The organism is Burkholderia sp. S-53, from assembly GCF_025560745.1.
Taxonomy (GTDB): Bacteria; Pseudomonadota; Gammaproteobacteria; order Burkholderiales; family Burkholderiaceae; genus Burkholderia; species Burkholderia pyrrocinia.
Genome location: NZ_CP090483.1, coordinates 1905577 through 1922980, shown reverse-complemented (window position 1 = coordinate 1922980; position 17404 = coordinate 1905577). Strand labels below are relative to the sequence as shown.

The 17404-nt window shown below is 67.6% G+C and carries 21 protein-coding genes; 7 read left to right on the top strand and 14 right to left on the bottom strand.

The window, feature by feature from the left end; genetic code table 11:
- Nucleotides 1–38 precede the first annotated feature (38 nt).
- From LXM88_RS13840 to LXM88_RS13830, 3 genes are all read left to right on the top strand, one after another.
- A complete protein-coding gene (locus LXM88_RS13840; protein ID WP_262531747.1) occupies nt 39–365 on the top strand; it encodes a DUF4148 domain-containing protein in 327 nt (108 codons plus the stop codon).
- 74 nt (nt 366–439) lie between these two features.
- Nucleotides 440–769 carry a DUF4148 domain-containing protein gene (locus LXM88_RS13835; RefSeq protein ID WP_262531745.1) on the top strand — a complete coding sequence of 110 codons (330 nt, stop codon included), beginning with the start codon at nt 440–442 and terminating at the stop codon, nt 767–769.
- Nucleotides 770–1014: 245 nt separating this feature from the next.
- Nucleotides 1015–1731: a GNAT family N-acetyltransferase gene (locus tag LXM88_RS13830; RefSeq protein WP_262531744.1), complete on the top strand. Its 717-nt coding sequence runs from the start codon at nt 1015–1017 to the stop codon at nt 1729–1731.
- 48 nt (nt 1732–1779) lie between these two features.
- Here the strand turns inward: LXM88_RS13830 and LXM88_RS13825 are convergent, their stop codons facing one another.
- The 7 genes from LXM88_RS13825 to LXM88_RS13795 form a co-directional block, all read right to left on the bottom strand.
- Nucleotides 1780–2235, bottom strand: a complete 456-nt coding sequence (locus LXM88_RS13825) for a MarR family winged helix-turn-helix transcriptional regulator (RefSeq protein WP_262531742.1) — start codon at nt 2233–2235, stop codon at nt 1780–1782.
- Nucleotides 2236–2370: 135 nt separating this feature from the next.
- On the bottom strand, nt 2371–2499 hold the full coding sequence (locus tag LXM88_RS13820) for a hypothetical protein (RefSeq protein WP_258281806.1): 129 nt from the start codon (nt 2497–2499) through the stop codon (nt 2371–2373).
- Complete coding sequence (locus tag LXM88_RS13815; protein WP_262531739.1) at nt 2496–2867, bottom strand: GFA family protein; 372 nt, start codon at nt 2865–2867, stop codon at nt 2496–2498. Before LXM88_RS13815 ends, LXM88_RS13820 begins: the two co-directional genes overlap by 4 nt.
- A 182-nt stretch (nt 2868–3049) precedes the next feature.
- A complete protein-coding gene (locus LXM88_RS13810) occupies nt 3050–4150 on the bottom strand; it encodes an NAD(P)H-dependent flavin oxidoreductase (RefSeq protein WP_262531738.1) in 1101 nt (366 codons plus the stop codon).
- A gap of 263 nt (nt 4151–4413) precedes the next feature.
- Nucleotides 4414–5670 carry an MFS transporter gene (locus LXM88_RS13805; protein WP_262531736.1) on the bottom strand — a complete coding sequence of 419 codons (1257 nt, stop codon included), beginning with the start codon at nt 5668–5670 and terminating at the stop codon, nt 4414–4416.
- A complete protein-coding gene (locus LXM88_RS13800; protein ID WP_262531734.1) occupies nt 5667–5936 on the bottom strand; it encodes a hypothetical protein in 270 nt (89 codons plus the stop codon). The genes LXM88_RS13805 and LXM88_RS13800 overlap by 4 nt, the downstream gene beginning before the upstream one ends.
- A gap of 117 nt (nt 5937–6053) precedes the next feature.
- Nucleotides 6054–6980 (bottom strand): LysR family transcriptional regulator, encoded by a 927-nt coding sequence (locus tag LXM88_RS13795; RefSeq protein WP_262531733.1) that lies wholly within the window; start codon nt 6978–6980, stop codon nt 6054–6056.
- A gap of 234 nt (nt 6981–7214) precedes the next feature.
- Here LXM88_RS13795 and LXM88_RS13790 point away from each other — a divergent pair, with 234 nt between their 5' ends.
- Nucleotides 7215–7847 (top strand): 5-formyltetrahydrofolate cyclo-ligase, encoded by a 633-nt coding sequence (locus tag LXM88_RS13790; protein ID WP_262531731.1) that lies wholly within the window; start codon nt 7215–7217, stop codon nt 7845–7847.
- Nucleotides 7848–8314: 467 nt separating this feature from the next.
- Nucleotides 8315–9778, top strand: a complete 1464-nt coding sequence (locus tag LXM88_RS13785) for an MFS transporter (protein WP_262531729.1) — start codon at nt 8315–8317, stop codon at nt 9776–9778.
- 72 nt (nt 9779–9850) lie between these two features.
- Here the strand turns inward: LXM88_RS13785 and LXM88_RS13780 are convergent, their stop codons facing one another.
- The 5 genes from LXM88_RS13780 to LXM88_RS13760 form a co-directional block, all read right to left on the bottom strand.
- Nucleotides 9851–10744 carry a LysR family transcriptional regulator gene (locus tag LXM88_RS13780; protein WP_047900702.1) on the bottom strand — a complete coding sequence of 298 codons (894 nt, stop codon included), beginning with the start codon at nt 10742–10744 and terminating at the stop codon, nt 9851–9853.
- Between the two features lie 94 nt (nt 10745–10838).
- Complete coding sequence (locus tag LXM88_RS13775) at nt 10839–11666, bottom strand: alpha/beta hydrolase (protein ID WP_262531727.1); 828 nt, start codon at nt 11664–11666, stop codon at nt 10839–10841.
- A 256-nt stretch (nt 11667–11922) separates the two neighbouring features.
- On the bottom strand, nt 11923–12306 hold the full coding sequence (locus LXM88_RS13770) for a VOC family protein (RefSeq protein ID WP_034184203.1): 384 nt from the start codon (nt 12304–12306) through the stop codon (nt 11923–11925).
- Between the two features lie 23 nt (nt 12307–12329).
- A complete protein-coding gene (locus tag LXM88_RS13765) occupies nt 12330–13292 on the bottom strand; it encodes a hydroxymethylglutaryl-CoA lyase (RefSeq protein WP_262531726.1) in 963 nt (320 codons plus the stop codon).
- 29 nt (nt 13293–13321) lie between these two features.
- Nucleotides 13322–14512 carry a CaiB/BaiF CoA transferase family protein gene (locus LXM88_RS13760; protein WP_262531725.1) on the bottom strand — a complete coding sequence of 397 codons (1191 nt, stop codon included), beginning with the start codon at nt 14510–14512 and terminating at the stop codon, nt 13322–13324.
- A gap of 263 nt (nt 14513–14775) precedes the next feature.
- On the opposite strand from LXM88_RS13760, the gene LXM88_RS13755 reads away from it, so the two are divergent.
- Nucleotides 14776–15741 (top strand): D-2-hydroxyacid dehydrogenase, encoded by a 966-nt coding sequence (locus tag LXM88_RS13755; protein WP_262531723.1) that lies wholly within the window; start codon nt 14776–14778, stop codon nt 15739–15741.
- Nucleotides 15742–16020: 279 nt separating this feature from the next.
- On the opposite strand, the gene LXM88_RS13750 is transcribed toward LXM88_RS13755, so the two are convergent.
- A complete protein-coding gene (locus LXM88_RS13750; RefSeq protein WP_047900698.1) occupies nt 16021–16233 on the bottom strand; it encodes a hypothetical protein in 213 nt (70 codons plus the stop codon).
- A gap of 219 nt (nt 16234–16452) precedes the next feature.
- Here LXM88_RS13750 and LXM88_RS13745 point away from each other — a divergent pair, with 219 nt between their 5' ends.
- On the top strand, nt 16453–16746 hold the full coding sequence (locus LXM88_RS13745; protein ID WP_262531720.1) for a DUF4148 domain-containing protein: 294 nt from the start codon (nt 16453–16455) through the stop codon (nt 16744–16746).
- Nucleotides 16747–16893: 147 nt separating this feature from the next.
- Here the strand turns inward: LXM88_RS13745 and LXM88_RS13740 are convergent, their stop codons facing one another.
- Nucleotides 16894–17331: a hypothetical protein gene (locus LXM88_RS13740; RefSeq protein WP_174418945.1), complete on the bottom strand. Its 438-nt coding sequence runs from the start codon at nt 17329–17331 to the stop codon at nt 16894–16896.
- Nucleotides 17332–17404 lie beyond the last annotated feature (73 nt).

The window sequence follows — 17404 nt, the reverse complement described above, 5'->3', positions numbered from 1 at the left end:
CTTCCGAATTCCCGACTCTTTTCCTATCGAGGTAAATGATGAAAACCCGACTGATCGCCGCCCTTCTCGTCGCTGTTTCGGCCGCCGTTGCCGCCCCGGCGTTTGCCGATGAAACCACCGTATCCCGCGCGCAAGTGCGTGCCGAACTCGTGCAGCTCGAACAAGCCGGCTATCGGCCGGGCCGCGCGAACGATCCGCACTATCCGGACGACCTGCAGGCCGCACTGACGCGCGTTCACGCGAACGACGCCGTGACGGCCGATTCGTCGGCATCCGGTTATGGCGGCGATGCCGTCGCCGCCACCCAGTCGGGCAGCCGGCCCGCGACGCGCATCGCCGAGCGCTCGATCTATTTCGGTCATTGAACGAAACCGCGAACGGCGCCGGTTGCCGGCGTGCGGTGCGCAACCCCTGAATTCCCTTTTTCTTGCAGAGGTAAATGATGAAGACCCAACTGATTGCCGCCCTCCTCGTTGCCGTGTCGGCCGCCGTCGTCGCACCGGCGAACGCCAGCGAAAGCACCGTGACGCGTGCGCAGGTGCGCGCGGAACTGGCCGCACTGCACCAGGCCGGCTACTCGCCGAACCGCCCCAACGATCCGAACTACCCGGACAATCTCCAGGCGGCGCTGCGCCGGATTCGCGACAACGGCGCCGGCGCGGCCGATACGATGGCGTCCGGTTACGGCAACGATGCCGACAGCACGACTCAGTCCGGCAGCCGCAGTGCGGTTCGCACGGCCGAGCGCTCGATCTATTTCGGTCATTGAGCGTGACGCGACGGAATCGGTCGCCAACGTCCACCCAATAAAGCGCATGCGATTAAATCGCGTGCGCTTTTGTATTTGCGGCGCCCGGATTCGCATCGACATTTCCCGACTACGGATCGACGAGCGCGAAGAAGGCCAGCGCATGCGCGCGATGCCGATGACGCGATCCATATCGCGACGGTGCTACCTGCCCGGCCGATCCGGTCTATTCTGTGCGGCACGAAATCTTCATCGAGGAGCAGCCGATGCCGCAAGCCACAACCGGAAACGAGACAGGCGTTGCACACCCGCTCGACCATGTCGTCTGGAATGCGCTCACGGGCAAGCAGCGCCGTTTCGCGCTTGGCAACGACCGCGCGCTGCGGTTTCCGGCGGCCATTGCGCCGTTCGCCGCGATCGCCGACGCGAGCCCGGCGTCGTTCGACGCGTTGCGCGAACTGATTGCCGCGCACGGGCCGGCGGCGCTGGTCACGCCGGACGAAATCGGCCCGCCGGCGGGATTGTCGGTGATCCGGCGCGCGACGTTGCTTCAGATGATCTGGCAAGGGACGCCCGACCCGGCGCATGCATCGGCGCATGTCACGCTCGCCGAAACCGATGTGCCGGACATGCTTGCGCTGACCACGGCCGCGCAGCCCGGCCCGTTCGGCCCGCGCACGATCGAGCTTGGCGACTATATCGGCGTACGCAGCGAAGGCCGGCTGGCCGCGATGGCCGGCGAGCGGATGCAGGTGGACGGGTATACCGAGATCAGCGCCGTCTGCGTGGATGCCGCGTTTCGGCGGCAAGGCCTTGCGGCGCGGCTGATCCGGGCGTTGATTGCGGCGATCGGTGCGCGCGCGGAAACGCCTTTCCTGCACGTCCTCACGTCGAACCAGGTTGCGATCGAGCGCTACCTCGCACTCGGTTTTGTCGTCCGTCGCGAGATGAACCTGCTGGTGCTGGGCGACGAGCACGCATGACGATGCGGCCGACGCGATGCGCGCGTCGGCCGCCGGTTGCCACCGTGTTTATTCTTCGGTCGACTGGATCAGGTTGCCGCGCAGCGTGACGATCGCCTTCTGCATCTTCGCGAATTCGTCCGGCTTCAACCCGGTGGCTTCAACCAGATTCATGTCGATCCCCTTCTCGCGCACGCGGCGGCCGCTCTTCGTCAGGCTGACGAGCACCTGGCGTTCGTCCGACGGATCGCGGTGCCGCTCCAGGTAACCCATCGCCTCGAGCTTCTTCAGGATCGGCGTCAGCGTATTGGATTCGAGGAACAGCTTCTCGCCGAGCTGGCCGACCGTCTGGTTGTCGTGCTCCCAAAGCGCAATGATCGTGATGTACTGCGTATAGGTGAGGCCGAGTTCGTCGAGGATCGGCTTGTACGCCTTGCCGAACGCGAGGTTGGCCGAGTAGATCGCAAAACACAGGAACTCGGACAGCTTCGGCGCGGCGGGCGATGGTGCTTCGGTCGGTTTCATGAGCTTCCTCCGGCGACGCGAGCGGCCGCAGATGAACGCATTATATATCGCGTGCGATCTTATCGGAAGCATGATAATCGGTCTCGATGAAGTGGCGCGATGACGCGATGACGCGACGAAGCCGGATCGCCGCCGTCAGTCCTGCCTGCGTCGCTTGCCGGTTTGCAACCGGCTTTCCGACAGCAGCGAGCATTGCACCGGATGCGCGATTTCGGTCGCGAGCCCGCCTGCGGCAAACAGCAGGATCATCAGCCAGCGTTTCATGCGTCCTCCACGATCGAGAGGCTTGCGCCGTCGGCGACCGTCGCGTCGAGCGCATACGGATCGACGCCGTCGAGGCAGCCCAGATTGACGCGCCAGCATGTGGGGTCCTTGCGCGTCTGATGGAACGGATAGACGCCGCAACGGCTGCAGAAATAGTGACGGGCCGTGCGGGTGTTGAAGCGGTAGCACGTCAGTGCGCCCTCGCCTTCGACGATCTTCAGGCCGTCAGCGGGGAACATCGGGCTCATCAGCGCGCCGCGCCGGCGGCACAGGCTGCAGTTGCAGCGAGCCGCCGGCGCAATTGCCGTTTTCACTTCGAATTTGACGGCCCCGCAATGGCAGGACCCTTTGAACCAGGTTGCAGACATGATGTGCTCTCGAAGATGTCATGCCTGCTTTATAGCGGACGCGCGAACATGCGTTGTATCGCACTGTATCCGCGGTCCGAGCAGATACAGAGCATTGCAAATCGGCGGCGTCCGGAGCACGTTCGGCGCGGCGATCCGCGGCACGATCGCCGGCACGTGCCCGCCGCGTGCGGATCGAGCGATCAGTCCAGCGCGTGCTGCAGGCGCTCGATCGCGGCCCGCGTTTCGCGTTCGAGCGTCGCGAACAGTTCGGCGGCCGGCAGCGAGCGGACGAGCGGCGCCGCCTGCCCGGCCCACTGCGCGCCGTAGCCGAATTCGCCCTTCGCCTTCGCGGCCGCGTGCAGCGCCTTGCCCGCGTCGTACGCGATCGGATACGCGGGCGTGGCCGGCGCGTGCGGGTCGTCGCCGAGCGCGGTCAGCCGGTTCGCGATGCCGCGTGCGATCCGGCCCGAGATCGCGGACGTAAACGTCGTGCGGCGTGCCGCATCGCCGAGGATCGCGCGGCGATAACCGTCGTCGATCGACGTCTCCGGGCATGCGACGAACGCGGTGCCGAGCTGCGCGGCCTGCGCGCCGAGCGCCAGCGCGGCGGCGATGCCTTCGCCGTCCATGATGCCGCCGGCGGCGATCACGGGCAGCGTACATTCGCGCACGATCAGGCGTGTCAGCGCGAACGTGCCGACGCGATCGTCGTGGGCAGTCGAATCGAACACGCCGCGGTGCCCGCCGGCTTCGATGCCCTGCGCGACGATCGCGTCGATGCCGGCGGCGGCGATCTGCCGCGCTTCGTCGAGATTCGTCGCGGTCGCGAACAGCGTGATGCCGGCGTGCTTCAGCGCGGCGATCACGTCCGCGGACGGCAGCCCGAAATGGAAGCTGACGACGGCCGGCTTTTCTTCGGCGAGCATCGCCTGCATCGCGTCGTCCGCGACGAAACTCGTATAGATCTCCGACAACGATGCGGGCGGCGTCGCATCGTATTCGCGGAACACCGGTGCGAGCCAGTCGAGCCACGCGCGTTCGACGGCCGCATCGGAGCGGGCCGGACTGTGGCAGAACACGTTGATGTTGAACGGCCGGTCGGTGAGCGCGCGCGTGTCGCGGATCATCTTGCGTGCGCCGTCGGCGTTCGTCGCGCCGACGCCGAGCGAGCCGAGCCCGCCCGCGTTCGACACGGCGGCAGCGAGCGCCGGCGTGCTGACGCCGGCCATCGGCGCCTGGACGATCGGCGCGCGAATGCCGAGCGTGCGCAACAACGTCCGGTTATCGGTCGAGTGATTCATGGTGCCTGCCTCCTGCACGATCCGTAATCGAAATGCTTCGGCGCATGCCGGCCGAAGCGCGTTGGTCGGGTCCGGCACGACGCGCGTTCGTCGATCTTCGCGCGCAGCCGGTCATGTGAATGTGAAAGCAGTGTCGAAAACGATCGGCCACCTTGACGTGCGGCGTCCGGAACGCGCGGCGAAGATGCACGTTGTCACCGCTTCCGGGCACGACACCGCCACTGCGCCCATCCTACGCCACGCCCCGATCCGCGGGCCAGCCGCTAGCGGCCGCGCGCCCAGTGCGCGAGCACCGCGCAGGCCGCCAGCAGCGCGCCCGTCACGAAGAACACCGAATGCAGGCCGAGCGCGACGCCGATCTGCCCGCCGATCACCGGGCCGATCACCTGCCCGCTGAACTGCGCGGACTGCAGGTAGCCGAGCATCTGCCCCGTCGCGCGTTCGTCGACCGATTGCCGCACGAGCTTGCCGATCGACGGCAGCAATCCCGCGAGCGTCATGCCCATCAACACGCGCAGCGCGGCAAGCTGCCACCAGTGCGTGACGAACGCCTGCGGCACCATCGCGAGAGCGGTCAGCAGCAGGCAGCCGACGATCACGTTCCAGCTGCCGATCCGGTCGGCCAGCGCGCCGAGCCGCGCGGCGGTCAGCATGCTGCCGAGCGCCGAACACGCCATCACGACACCGGCGACGCGCGCGAGGTGATCGCCGCCAACGCCGAGGCCGCCGATATAGACCGTGATGATCGGCTCGATCGACATGTTCGCGAGCAGCACCATCATCGCCGTCACCAGCAGCGCGGCGACCGCCGCGCGATTCGTGCGTTGCGCCGTGCCTGCTGCCGCACCGGAGGTGCGTGCTTTCGCGTCGGTGCCTGCGTGGAAATCCTCTTTCACGACGAAGATCGTCAGCAGCGCGGCGACGGCGATCATCGCGCCACCCGCGAAAAACGTGCCGCGAATCCCGACCCAGCCCGGCAGCAGCCCGCCGACGAGCGGCCCGACGAGATTGCCCGCGAGCGCGCCGGTCGACAGGATGCCGAGTGCCCAGCCCGCGCGCTCGCGCGGCGCCTGCGTGCCGACCATCACGGTCGACGCCGATGCGTAGCCGCCGACGAGCCCCGCGATCAGTCGCAGCGCGACGAGTTCGACCACGTTGTGCGCGACGCCGATCAGCGACATCACGATGGCCATCCCGATCGCCGCGCGCACGAGCATCGGCTTGCGGCCGAAGCGGTCCGCGAGGCGGCCCCACAACGGCGCGGTGACGGCCGTGCCGAGGAACGTCGCGCCGAATGCGATGCCCGACCACTGGATCACGGCCGATTGCGCGTCGACGCCGAGTTGCCGCACGTACAGCGGCAGGAACGGCAGCAGCATGCTCAGGCTGACGAGCGTCGTGAACGATCCGAACACGCAGACGGCGAGGTTGCGCCGCCAGTAGCGCGCGTTGCGTTCGGCATAACTGGCAGTCGGCCGTTCGGCGAGCGCGGCGGCCGGCACATGTGCGGTTGTGCTCATCGCGCCCTCGCCATCGCCATCGCGATCAAACCGACCGGGAACGTCAGCGCGTCCGCCACGAGCGCAGCGGCCGAATACCCGCCGAGGTCCACCGTGCCGGACGACGCGGCCGTCGATGCCGGGAACCCGTGCACGGCGACGATCGCCGGCAGCAGCATGAACACGAAACCTGCCAGGCCGATGCCGGCCGGGCTGGCGACGGACACCATCCCGCGCGTCGCGTTGGACGCACGTGCACGGGGCCGATCGGGAAGCGCGTGACGCATGTTGACCTCCATTCGCTGGACGGGCGCCACGTGCGTCCGTCGGTTGAAGAAAGTCTAGATTGAGTCGAATGTCGAGAGAATCGCCGGTGCACGAAAGCCATTCTTCCACAACGCGGTTCAATCGCCGTCGGTGATGGCCGCCAGCCGCGCGAAGTGCTCGCGCAGGCGCGGCGCCGCGAAATCGACGAACGCGCGCACCTTCGGAACCGACAGCCGTCCGTAAGGCGTGACGAGGTGGATCGGCAGCGGCGCATGCTCGCTGTCGCGCAGCACGATCCGCAGCGCGCCGTCACGCACCTGTTCGGCGACGTGATACGAAAAGAGCCGCGTGACGCCGTGGCCGGCGACGGCCGACGCGACCGCGCCGCGGATCGTGTTGACGATGAAGCGCGGCGCGAACTGGACGACCTGCGGCAGCGCGGTCGGCCCGGACGGCGGGAAGCTCCATGAGTCGAGCCCGAAGTGCGTCATCGAGATGATCCGGTGCTGCGCGAGATCGGCCGGCGCATCGATCGCCGGATGTTTCTGCAGATAGCCGGGCGACGCCACGACGACGCGCCGCACCGTGCCGACCGGAATCGCGACGAGCGTGGAATCGGACAGATGCGCGATACGCAGCGCGACGTCCATCCCTTCGTCGATCAGGCTGACGGGACGGTCGAGCAGTTGCAGGCGGATCGACACGGCCGGATGGCGTTCAATGAACTCGTCGAGGAGCGCACGCAGCACGTCCTCGCCTGCGGCGACCGGCGCGGTGACCGTCAACATGCCGCGCGGCGCCGAGCGTTCATCGGCGACCAGCATGTCGGCTTCCTCGAGATCGGACAGGATGCGGCGGCACGCGGCCGCATAGCGTTCGCCGGCCTCGCTCAAGTGGATCGTCCGGGTGGTCCGGTACAGCAGTGCGGTGCCCGTGTGCTCCTCGAGAAACGCGATCGCGCGGCTGACCGCGGCCGGCGAGCGGCCGAGCCGCCGGCTCGCGCCTGCGAGGCTGCCTTCATCCAGCGTGGCGACGAACACCTTCATCGCATCGATTCGATCCATGGCGTGTGTGTGGGCGCGAGCGGTCGTGTGATTGGCGGCGGGCCAGCGAGCGTGCAGTCTACCGCACGCAGGCGCGGTGCTTTGCCGGGGGGATGCGGCGGTGGCGGTTTTGGCCCTACAATGCGCAGGCGAAGAAACCGTACGACCGGCCGTCACGACGCCGCGTTCATCGAACGCAGTGTCCGACATTCGAGCGGTTCCGCTGAACAACGAACAACAACCTGTACAGCACTCATGAAAAGAAGAACATTTCTCGCGCTGCCCGCCGTGGCAGCGTCCGGCATGCTTGCCGGCTGCGCCGATTTCGGTCCCGTCGCCAAGGAATGGATGAAGGATTCGAAATACGACGAAACGTTGTCGACCTTCCTGATTACCGCGGACGGCAAGCAACTCGTCGTGCTAGGCACGAAGTACCACTACATCTTCGATTTGCCGCCAAGTCTCGCGACCGTGCTCAAGGCACCCTATCGTCCGAAGCTTCAGACGGCGTTCCTCGATTTCGAGACACACGGCGAGCGGATCACCGGTCGTTATGCGATGCGACTCCCTTATGCGGATGCGCCGGACGGCTCTGAGATGAGCGCGCGCGCGCTCGCGGACGGTTTCAAGGAAGAGTCCGGTTACCTGGAGGAAGAAGGCACGATCAGCGGCAAGCGCTACCTGCCGAACGAGGTCACGCCGTCGTCGGTACCGCAGGCGTTCAATCGTCCATACCAGGTCACGGTGACGGAGAAGCTGTCGGCGGTCGGGCACGGCGCGAAGCTGGCGCTGTCGCCGATCACGATGGCTGCCGACGGCGCACTCGGCCTGCTGGGTCTGGCGCTGTTCCCGATTGCGCTGACCGCATTCATCGTCATCGCGAGCTGAGTCGCGTCGCTGCGCCGCGCGCGGCCGCTACCGCGCGGCGACGCGATGCGCGTACGCGGGCCGGACAGGCGAGCACGTAACACGACGAGCTCCGCGACCCGCGCGACCCATGTCGCGCGGCCGGCCACGCAAACTGCCTCATGGTTTTCCCGCCCCGCGTGGTTGCGGGAGCACCACCGACTCCAACTTCCGACCACGCGTCGCAGCAGGCCGCACCGCCCTGCCGCGCACATACCGCCCGCCGCGTGTTCCGTACCCTTTCTGCGCAGGAAAGGACGCTTGAAACATCCGCAATTATCGCGCGCCCCGGATTCGCACACCATGTGTCGGACGATCGGCGCAGCCCGCGTAGCCGGCCCTTCCACGGGCCTTGCGGTGCGTGCCGCCCTGTCGTGCGGCCGGACGCGTCATGCCGGCCGCAAACGCCCAGGCCCCGCGCCACGGCATATCGATAATCAGGAGACACGATGAACAGCCAATCCCTCGATCTGGGCGGCAACGCGGGTGGCCCCGCGTCCGCACGACCGCCGGCCGCATCCGCCGGCGTCGGCGCCGATGCGGCGGCCCTGCCGGCGCGCCGCGTCACGCTCGGCGATTTCATGGACGACCTGCCGGTCGGTGCGTTGCACCGGTTCGTCGTCTGGGTGATCGGCATCGGGCTGTTCTTCGACATGTACGAGATCTTCCTCGTCAGCACGATCGGTTCCGCGCTGCAGAACGAATACGGATTGAGCCGGCAGAGCACCGATTTCAAGCTGCTGCTGGCCTCGGCATTCATCGGGATGTTCGTCGGCGCGATGTGCCTCGGCAGCCTCGCCGACCGCATCGGCCGGCGCAAGGCGTTCCTGCTGACGCTCGTGTGGTACAGCGCGTTCTCGCTGGTCGGCGCGTTCTCGGTGAATGCCGACATGCTCGTCGCGTGCCGCTTCCTGACGGGCATCGGCGTCGGCGCGATCTATCCGGTCGCCGACAGCTTCCTGTCCGAAATCCTGCCGAAGGAAAAGCGCGGGCGGCTCGCCGCATGGGCGTATACGACTTCCTATGTCGCGGTGCCGCTCGTCGGCTTCCTCGCGCTGTGGCTGAACCCGCTGCATGTGGCCGGCGTGGCCGGCTGGCGCATCATCCTCGCGATCGGCAGCCTCGGCGCCGTGTACGTGCTGTTCGTCCAGCACCGTCTGCCGGAGAGCCCGCGCTGGCTGCTCGCGCAAGGCCGCACCGCCGACGCGCACGCGGCGCTGCAGCGTTTCGCGGAAGGCACCGGCGTGCGCGTGCCCGAGCACTTCGCGGAATCGGCCGAGCCGCAACGGCCGCTCGGCCTCGGAGAGCGCATCGCGCTGCTGCGCCGCGAACCCTACGGCGCGCGTTACCTGATGCTCGCGATCTTTCACCTGTTCCAGGGCTTCGGCTACTACGGCTTCGGCACGCTGGCCGGCACGGTCGTGAAGAGCCGCGGCTTCGACGTGACGGACAGCACGCTGTTCATCGCGCTGTCGTTCGTCGGTTATCCGATCGGCTCGCTGCTGTCGATTCCCCTGCTCAACTGGATCGAACGCCGCACGCTCGTGATCGCGTCGATCCTGTCGATCGCCGTATTCGGGCTGTGCTTCGCGTATTCGGGCAATACCGTGCTGATCGTCGGTTTCGGATTGCTGACGACCTGTGCATCGAACGTGTTCAGCAACGCGTATCACGTATACCAGGCCGAGATTTTCCCGGCGCGCGTGCGCTCGACGGCAATCGGCAGTACGTATTCGCTGTCGCGCATCGTCAGCGGTGTGCTGCCGTTCGTGTTGCTGCCGGTGCTCGTCAGCTACGGCGCGGGTGCGATGTTCGGCGTGATCTCGATCGCACTCGGCATCGTCGCGGTCACGCTGCGCGTGCTCGGGCCGCTGACCACGCGGCGCAGCCAGGACGAAATCAATCCGGTGTAGTCCGGTGTAATGCGGCGGCGGCCGGCACGGGGCGCACGCAGGCGTGCCCCGTGCGTCGCCGTTTCGGCGCACTCAGCGCGCCGACATGAAATCGAACAGCTTCGCGATGTCGGTCGTCAGCACGGTGCCGGCCTTGACGCCGACCCACAGCGTGCGCGTCGCCCACGCGTCGTCGAGCTTCACGACACCGAGCCGCGCTGCGCGCTCACCGGTCACCGCATCGCGCGGCAGCACGCCGATGCCGAGCCCGGCCTCGATCATCCTGCTCACGCCGTCGAAATTCGATACCTGGATCCGCACCTTCAGCGAGCGTTCGGCCGCGAAGGCGGCGTCGGTCATGCGCGCGAGCAGTGAGCTGCCGTCGCTCAGGCCGACGTAATCCTCGTCGAGCGTTTCGGCGAAGCGGATGCTGTCGCGTGCGGCGAAGCGATGCGCACGTGGCACGAGCAGCACGAGCTCGTCGCGCCGGTACAGCCGCCGTTCGATGCCGGGCGCCGGCACGTTGTCGGCAAACACGCCGAGATCGGCCTTGCCGGACCCGAGCGCATCGACTATCTCGTGGCTCAGCCGCTCCTCGAGACTCACCTTGATGCCCGGGTTGTCGGTAAGGAACGCGGCGAGATCGGCGGGCAGGAACTGGACGATCGCGGACGTATTGGTCCACACGTGGATATGACCGCGCACGCCGGCGACGTAGTCGCTCATCTCGTGCGCCATCCGGTTGACCTGCTCGATCACCTTCGCCGCATGGTCGAGCAGCGCGCGGCCCGCGGGCGTCAGCTCGACGCCGCGCGCATGCCGGACGAACAGCGCGCTACCGGTCACGCTTTCGAGCTCGGCGATGCGCTTGCTGACCGCGGACAGCGTGAGCTGACCGTGTTCGGCCGCCTTCGTCAGGCTGCCGTGTTCGGCGACGAGCGCGAACACGCGCAGCGACTGCAGATCGAAATGAAGCGGGTTCACCATGTCGGGGTCCTGGAAAGGCCGTACTGCGCGCGCCATCATCGCGGCGGCCTGACGCCGATCATACGCCCGGCCATGCAGGCGCGATACGGCGCGGCTAGCGCGGCGCAAGCACCTGCAACGCGGCGAGCATCGCGCCGTCCGGCTTCGCGAGATCGTCGAGCACCGCGAAGTGCTGCATGCCGGGCAGCCAGGTGCGCGCGATCCGTTCGCCGGCCGCTTCGCACGCTGACGCGTATTCATGCGCCTGCCGGACGAGTTCGGGCAGTTCGGCGTCGCCGACCGCGACGACGGTCGGCGCGCCGGGGCCGATGTGGCGCAGCGGGCTGTACGCGTCGACTTCGCGCGCGGTGAGTTGCAGCTTGTCGTTCAGGCAGCACAGCGAGATCGGTTCGAGATCGACGAGCGGGCTGATCGCGAGCGCTGATACAACGGCCGGATGCGCGCGATGCATGGCCGTCAGGTGGCCGCCCGCCGAATGGCCGCTCAGGTGGATCGGCCGCCGTGCGGTGCCGAGGCCGTCGGGATCGTTGGCAAGGTGGTCGAGCAGCGCGCCGATCTCGCCGACGATGTCGGTCATCGTCGCGACCGGCGCGAGCGTGTATTCGGCGAGCACGACGTCGAAGCCGCGCGCGAGCGGGCCGCTCGCCGCGTACGCGAAATCCTCTTTCGTGCAGTGTTGCCAGTAGCCGCCATGAATGAACACGAACAACGGCGCGTCGGGCTGCCCGCATGGCAGCCAGTCGAAGCGCTGCGCGGGTTGCGCGCCGTAACGCAGGTCGCGGCGGCCGGGTGTCGCGTCGTAAAGCGCCGCGCTGCGCGCCTGGCACGATGCGAGCAATGCAGGGAAATCGGGAACAACTCTCGTGTTCAGGTAGGCGGCGTCGAGTGCCGCGCGGTCCATGCCGCGATAGAGGATCGTCATTCGGGGAGTGTCCGGGGCGAGTTGCGGATGGGCGAGGCAGGTTCGCCCTGCCCGCTGCGAAGGCGACGGCCGAACCGACACCTTCGCACCATTATCCGCAGCGCGACCGGGTCAGGCTATCCGGATTCGGCGGGCGCGGCGCGTGCTTGTCCGCTTTCGGCGAAAGATTCGCGACGCCGTGCGCGCATTGTGCCTGTGCTTTCGCGACCGGGCGGATCGATGCGCCGAAGCAGCGAGACGCGCCGGCTGCCACCGGTCAGATCAACTCGGAGATCTCGATCAGGTTCAGGTCGGGGTCGCGCACGTAGACCGAACGGATCTTCTGCGTCGCACCCGTGCGTTCGACGGGCCCTTCGACGATCGGCCATTCGACCCGCTTCAGATGCGCGATCACGTCGTCGAGCGGCACCGACGCGATGAAGCACAGGTCGAGCGCGCCGGGCACCGGCACATGCGCTTTCGGTTCGAACTCCGCGCCGCGCACGTGCAGGTTGATCTTCTGGTTGCCGAAGCGGAACGCCAGCCGGCCGGCGCCGAAGGTTTCGAGCTGCATCTGCAGCACCTCGGTGTAGAAATGCTTCGTCCTGTCGGGATCGACGCAGGTCAGCACGAGATGGTCGAGGTGATCGATCAGCGCCATGGAATTCGCTCCTGTTTTCCGGTTCATGAGAATGCGCGTTGCGCGGGCATGTCGCCGGCGTCGGCGCGCGGTGGCGGATGAAGATCCGAGCGGCGCCCGGCCTTCAGGATCTGGCTCGGCACGTCATGCCCGATCAGCGCGGGCAGCCGTGCCGACGCGGCGAGCACGGCCGCGAGATCGATGCCCGTATCGTAGCCGTCCAGCTCGAGCATGTGCACGAGTTCCTCGGTACACGCGTTGCCGGTCGCGCCCGGCGCGTACGGGCAGCCGCCGAGCCCGCCGAGCGACGCGTCGAAGCGGTCGATACCGGCGTCGAGCGCGGCGAGCGTATTCGCGAGCGCCATCCCGCGCGTATTGTGAAAATGCAGCGTGAGCTGCAGCGCACCGAAGCGTTCGCGGGCACGCCCGGACAGATCTCGCACCTGCGACGGAAACGCCATGCCCGTCGTGTCGCACAGCGTGAAGCCGTGCACGCCGAGATCCGCGAAGCGCTGCATCCACGCGAGCACCGCTTCGGCCGGCACGTCGCCTTCCATCGGGCAGCCCATCGCGGTCGACAGCGACACATTGATCGCGACACCCGTGCCGCGCACCGCGTCGATCACGTCGCGCAGCTGCGCGAACGACTGCTCGCGCGTCATCCGCAGGTTTGCCCTGTTGTGGCTCTCGCTCGTCGACATCACGAGGTTCACTTCGTCGACGCTGCACGACAGCGCGCGCTCGGCGCCGCGCACGTTCGGCACGAGCACCGTATAGACGACGCCCGGTGCGCGCGCGATGCCGTGCATCACGGCTTCCGCGTCGCGCAATGCGGGGATCGCCTTCGGCGACGTGAACGACGTGACCTCGATCTTCGCGTAGCCGCAGGCGCTCAATGCATCGACGAGCGCGATCTTGTCGTCGGTATCGACGAACGCCGCTTCGTTCTGGAAACCGTCGCGCGTCGCGACTTCGTGGATGTAGAGCCGTTTGCGTGGCTTGCTCATGATGTCTCTTCCTGTCTCCTGTTGCCGGTTCAGATCACGCCGCGCGTGCGCCAGTCGCCGCGCGTCGCGGCATCGATGCCGATCGATTCGAGCACCGCATCGGTATCCGCGCCGAGCGCGGGCGCCGCGCGCTCGATGCGCCCGGGCGTCGCGCCGAGTTTCGGCACGATGCCCGGCACGAGCACGGGCGTGCCGTCGGGCAGCGCGGCGTCGACGATCATGTCGCGCGCGCGGTAATGCGGATCGGCCGCGATGTCGGCCACGTCGTAGATGCGCCCGGACGGGATGCGTGCGTCGTTCAGCGCGGCCAGCACGTCGTCGAGATCGTGACGCGCGCTCCACTCGCCGATCGCCGCGTCGATGCGCTCGACCTGCGCGACGCGTCCGTCGTTGTGCGCGAGCGCGGGATCGTTGCCGAGATCGGGCCGGCCGATCAGCTCCATCAGCCGCCGGAAGATGCTGTCGCCGTTGCCGGCGATCAGCGCGTACCTGCCGTCGCGGCAGCGGTACGCGTTGGTCGGCGCGATGCCGGGCAGGCTGCTGCCGGCCGCCTCGCGCACCGCGCCGAACGCCGAGTATTCGGGCAACAGGCTTTCCATCATGTTGAACACCGATTCGTACAGCGCGACGTCGACGACCTGGCCCTTGCCGCCCTGCTGCTCGCGATGCCGCAGCGCGAGCAGCACGCCGATCACGCCGTGCAGCGCCGACAGCGAATCGCCGAGCGAGATGCCGACGCGCACCGGCGTGCGGCCGGGCTCGCCGGTCAGGTGCCGCAGGCCGCCCATCGCCTCGGCGATCACGCCGAAGCCGGGACGGTCGCGATACGGGCCGGTCTGCCCGAAGCCCGACACGCGCAGCATCACGAGCCCCGGATTGATCGCGGACAGCGCGTCCCAGCCGAGCCCCCAGCCTTCGAGCGTGCCGGGCCGGAAGTTCTCGATCAGCACGTCGGTCTCGGCGACGAGGCGGCGCACGACGTCCTGCCCTTCGGGCGTACGCAGGTCGAGCGTGAGCGAGGTCTTGTTGCGCGACTGCGCGGCCCACCAGACCGACGTGCCGTCGTGCAGCAGCCGCCATTTGCGCAGCGGATCGCCGAGGCCGGGCGGCTCGACCTTGATCACGTCCGCGCCGAATTCGGCGAGCATCCGGCCCGCGAACGGCCCGGCGATCAGTTGGCCGAGTTCCAGCACGCGGATGCCGTCCAGGGGGCGTGTCATGGCTGTCTCCGATGAAATTGCGTTTTCGATGACGGCGATCATGACGGCGTTCGCGTACCGCGAAAATCGATCGATGCTCAACCAGCCTTTCCGAAACGGAAAGGCGCGCGTCGGTGCGATCGCTGCGTTCGTTCCCGCGCGGTGTGCGTCAGCCTTTCCATCCGGGAAAGCGCGCTCGCGCAACGGTCAAACGACACCGTGCGCGCCGCCGGCAGAATCGAGGCCGTTCCGCGCCCGCCGGGCGCTTGCCAGCGAGACCCGCCATGTTTTCTGTTTCCTCTCCCGCGAAGATCGTGTTTCTCGATCGCGCGACGCTGTCGCCGCAAACCGTGCTGAAGCCGTTCCCGTTCCCGCACGTGTTGCAGACGTTCGACCGGACGGCCGCGCATGAGGTCGCCGCGCGCATCGGCGACGCGGACATCGTCGTGACCAACAAGGTGCGGCTCGACGCTTCGGCACTCGCCGCTGCGCGCCATCTGCGGATGATCTCGATCGCCGCGACGGGCACCGACATCGTCGACCTCGACACGTGCGCGTCACGCGGGATCGTCGTGAGCAACATTCGCGGCTATGCGGTCCGCACGGTGCCCGAGCATACGTTCGCGCTGATCTTCGCGCTGCGCCGCAGCCTCGTGGCTTACCGCGACGCGGTGCGCGCCGGGCGCTGGCTCGACAGCGGCCAGTTCTGCTTTTTCGACCATCCGATCCGCGACCTGGCCGGCTCGACGCTCGGGATCGTCGGCGACGGCGTGCTCGGGCGCGCGGTGGCCGGCATCGCGCGTGCGCTCGACATGCGCGTGCTGTTCGCGGCGCACGGCGATGCGGCAGGTGACGATTACGCGCCGCTCGACACGCTGCTGCGCGACAGCGACGTGATCACGCTGCACTGCCCGCTCACGCCCGCGACACGGCACCTGATCGATGCGGCCGCGTTCGCGCGGATGGCACGCCGGCCGCTGCTGATCAATACCGCACGCGGCGGGCTCGTGGACGAAAGCGCGCTGGTCGACGCATTGCAGTCGGGGCAGATCGCGGGCGCGGGGTTCGACGTGGTCACGCAGGAGCCGCTGCCGGCCGCGCATCCGTTCCACACGATCCTGTCGCATCCGGCGTTCATCCTGACGCCGCACGTCGCATGGGCAAGCGACGAGGCCATGCAGGCGCTGGCCGATCAACTCGTCGACAACGTTGCCGCGTTTGTCGGCGGCGAGCCGCGTCATGTGGTGTGATTCGTGCCGCAGCGGCACATCGATTCACGCGCGCAAACAGAAAGGCCCCGCTCGATTGCTCGAAGCGGGGCCGGCTGAATCCGGGGGCTGCTTACGCCAGCGACTCGGCACGCGACGGGTTCGTGAATCCGCCCAATCCTGCGGCCGGTTTCTGAATTCCTGATGGGCGCTACTTTAAGGAATCCAGACCGACAACGCTGTAGGGTCAGTCTGAAACTGAATCGGACGAGTCGTGAAAAACGTCCGGTCCGGCTGCAGCGCGAACGCGCGACGCAGATTTCAGTAGGCGGACATCTCGACGCAAGGATCGACCTTGGACGGCGAGCAGATGACCGAGTACTTGGCGCTCTCGCGCATCAGCGCTTCGCCTTCGTGCAGCGCGATCTTGATCTCGGGGTGACGCTCGTACGCGAGGAACGCCGAGCACATGACCGCGGACATCACGACGAGGGAAAACACAAATTTTTCAAGGGTTTGGAAACGTTCAGGCATGGTTCGACCTTTCTCTCAGGCGGCGATTATACCCTGAGATAAGGGTTTTCCCTATAACCCGGCGCGCATACCGGGGATGCGTTCAACCGATGGCCGACCGGGTGCTCGCGCCCTTTTTCTCCGTTAATCCGCGCTTAAGCGCCGGTCGAACAAGATGGGTCGACCGGTTGCGGCGACCTGGCCGCACCGGCCGCCCTGTTCCTTTCGGAGATTCTGAAGATGAAAACCGCCCTTTCCCTGCTCGTCCTCGCCGCCGCAATCGCGGCGCCCGCCGTGTCGTTTGCGCAGGCGGCCAATGGCCCCGTCACGCGCGCCGAAGTCGTCGCGCAGTTGCGCCAGCTCGAACGCGCGGGCTACAAACCGCTGAAAGGCCAGTATCCGGACGATATCCAGGCGGCCGAAGCGCGCGTCGCGCAATCGTCGGGGATCGGCGCGGAAGCCGGCGCATCGACCGCGTCCGGCCGTCCGGCGCAGACGGCAACCGTGTCCGGCCAGCCTGGTCGCGGGCGCTGACCGGCGCATGCCCGGGCGGCGACGCGACGCTCGCGTGGGCAACCGTCGCCGATGGCGTGCCGTCGGCAGGAAGAACGGAACGGTGCGGCCATCAGGAACGACAGACCGTGCCCGCCGGAACGAAGAGAAAAACCCGTCGCCGGCGCGTCACTTCGGCGCCGACGCTGCGCTGGCCGCGTCGCCATGCCACGCCTTGCCGATCTGGTCGATCAGCGACTTCGCGGTGCCCGTCGCGAGCGCTGCGTCGACGCCCGACGTCTGCCACGAGCCGTCGGCGGCCTTCACGAAGGTCAGGTTCGCACGCGACGGCGAGTAATCGGCATTGCGCCACGTGACCACGACGTCGCACGAGTACGTGCGATCGCCGAGCTTCTTGCAGTCGCCGTCCGGCTTCGCCGACACGACATCGGCCGACACGGGCAGCGGCTGGCCGAACAGCGCGTTCAGGCCGCCGTGGTTTTCCGCTTCGAGCGCGCGGCGCACCGCCGCGTCGACGTCGCTCGATCCGGGACCGTCGTGGAGCAGATTGCAGGCGGCCAGCAGCGTCGATGCACAGCCGAGTGTCAGCAGCGTTTGAAACTTCATGGATATCCGTTGTCGGGTGTACACGTCGGGTGGCGCGCGGCGACGTGCAGGAACACGTTCGCCGGGCCGGTAT

Excerpts from the sequence above, each read along its gene's own strand:
- LXM88_RS13805 (WP_262531736.1), bottom strand. The coding sequence starts at position 5,670 with ATGAGCACAACCGCACATGTGCCGGCCGCCGCGCTCGCCGAACGGCCG.
- LXM88_RS13800 (WP_262531734.1), bottom strand. The coding sequence starts at position 5,936 with ATGCGTCACGCGCTTCCCGATCGGCCCCGTGCACGTGCGTCCAACGCG.
- LXM88_RS13765 (WP_262531726.1), bottom strand. The coding sequence starts at position 13,292 with ATGAGCAAGCCACGCAAACGGCTCTACATCCACGAAGTCGCGACGCGC.
- LXM88_RS13745 (WP_262531720.1), top strand. The coding sequence starts at position 16,453 with ATGAAAACCGCCCTTTCCCTGCTCGTCCTCGCCGCCGCAATCGCGGCG.
- LXM88_RS13780 (WP_047900702.1), bottom strand. The coding sequence starts at position 10,744 with ATGGTGAACCCGCTTCATTTCGATCTGCAGTCGCTGCGCGTGTTCGCG.
- LXM88_RS13775 (WP_262531727.1), bottom strand. The coding sequence starts at position 11,666 with ATGACGATCCTCTATCGCGGCATGGACCGCGCGGCACTCGACGCCGCC.
- LXM88_RS13750 (WP_047900698.1), bottom strand. The coding sequence starts at position 16,233 with ATGCCTGAACGTTTCCAAACCCTTGAAAAATTTGTGTTTTCCCTCGTC.
- LXM88_RS13820 (WP_258281806.1), bottom strand. The coding sequence starts at position 2,499 with ATGAAACGCTGGCTGATGATCCTGCTGTTTGCCGCAGGCGGGCTCGCG.
- LXM88_RS13810 (WP_262531738.1), bottom strand. The coding sequence starts at position 4,150 with ATGAATCACTCGACCGATAACCGGACGTTGTTGCGCACGCTCGGCATT.
- LXM88_RS13755 (WP_262531723.1), top strand. The coding sequence starts at position 14,776 with ATGTTTTCTGTTTCCTCTCCCGCGAAGATCGTGTTTCTCGATCGCGCG.
- LXM88_RS13840 (WP_262531747.1), top strand. The coding sequence starts at position 39 with ATGAAAACCCGACTGATCGCCGCCCTTCTCGTCGCTGTTTCGGCCGCC.
- LXM88_RS13830 (WP_262531744.1), top strand. The coding sequence starts at position 1,015 with ATGCCGCAAGCCACAACCGGAAACGAGACAGGCGTTGCACACCCGCTC.
- LXM88_RS13740 (WP_174418945.1), bottom strand. The coding sequence starts at position 17,331 with ATGAAGTTTCAAACGCTGCTGACACTCGGCTGTGCATCGACGCTGCTG.
- LXM88_RS13790 (WP_262531731.1), top strand. The coding sequence starts at position 7,215 with ATGAAAAGAAGAACATTTCTCGCGCTGCCCGCCGTGGCAGCGTCCGGC.
- LXM88_RS13815 (WP_262531739.1), bottom strand. The coding sequence starts at position 2,867 with ATGTCTGCAACCTGGTTCAAAGGGTCCTGCCATTGCGGGGCCGTCAAA.
- LXM88_RS13785 (WP_262531729.1), top strand. The coding sequence starts at position 8,315 with ATGAACAGCCAATCCCTCGATCTGGGCGGCAACGCGGGTGGCCCCGCG.
- LXM88_RS13835 (WP_262531745.1), top strand. The coding sequence starts at position 440 with ATGATGAAGACCCAACTGATTGCCGCCCTCCTCGTTGCCGTGTCGGCC.
- LXM88_RS13760 (WP_262531725.1), bottom strand. The coding sequence starts at position 14,512 with ATGACACGCCCCCTGGACGGCATCCGCGTGCTGGAACTCGGCCAACTG.
- LXM88_RS13770 (WP_034184203.1), bottom strand. The coding sequence starts at position 12,306 with ATGGCGCTGATCGATCACCTCGACCATCTCGTGCTGACCTGCGTCGAT.
- LXM88_RS13825 (WP_262531742.1), bottom strand. The coding sequence starts at position 2,235 with ATGAAACCGACCGAAGCACCATCGCCCGCCGCGCCGAAGCTGTCCGAG.
- LXM88_RS13795 (WP_262531733.1), bottom strand. The coding sequence starts at position 6,980 with ATGGATCGAATCGATGCGATGAAGGTGTTCGTCGCCACGCTGGATGAA.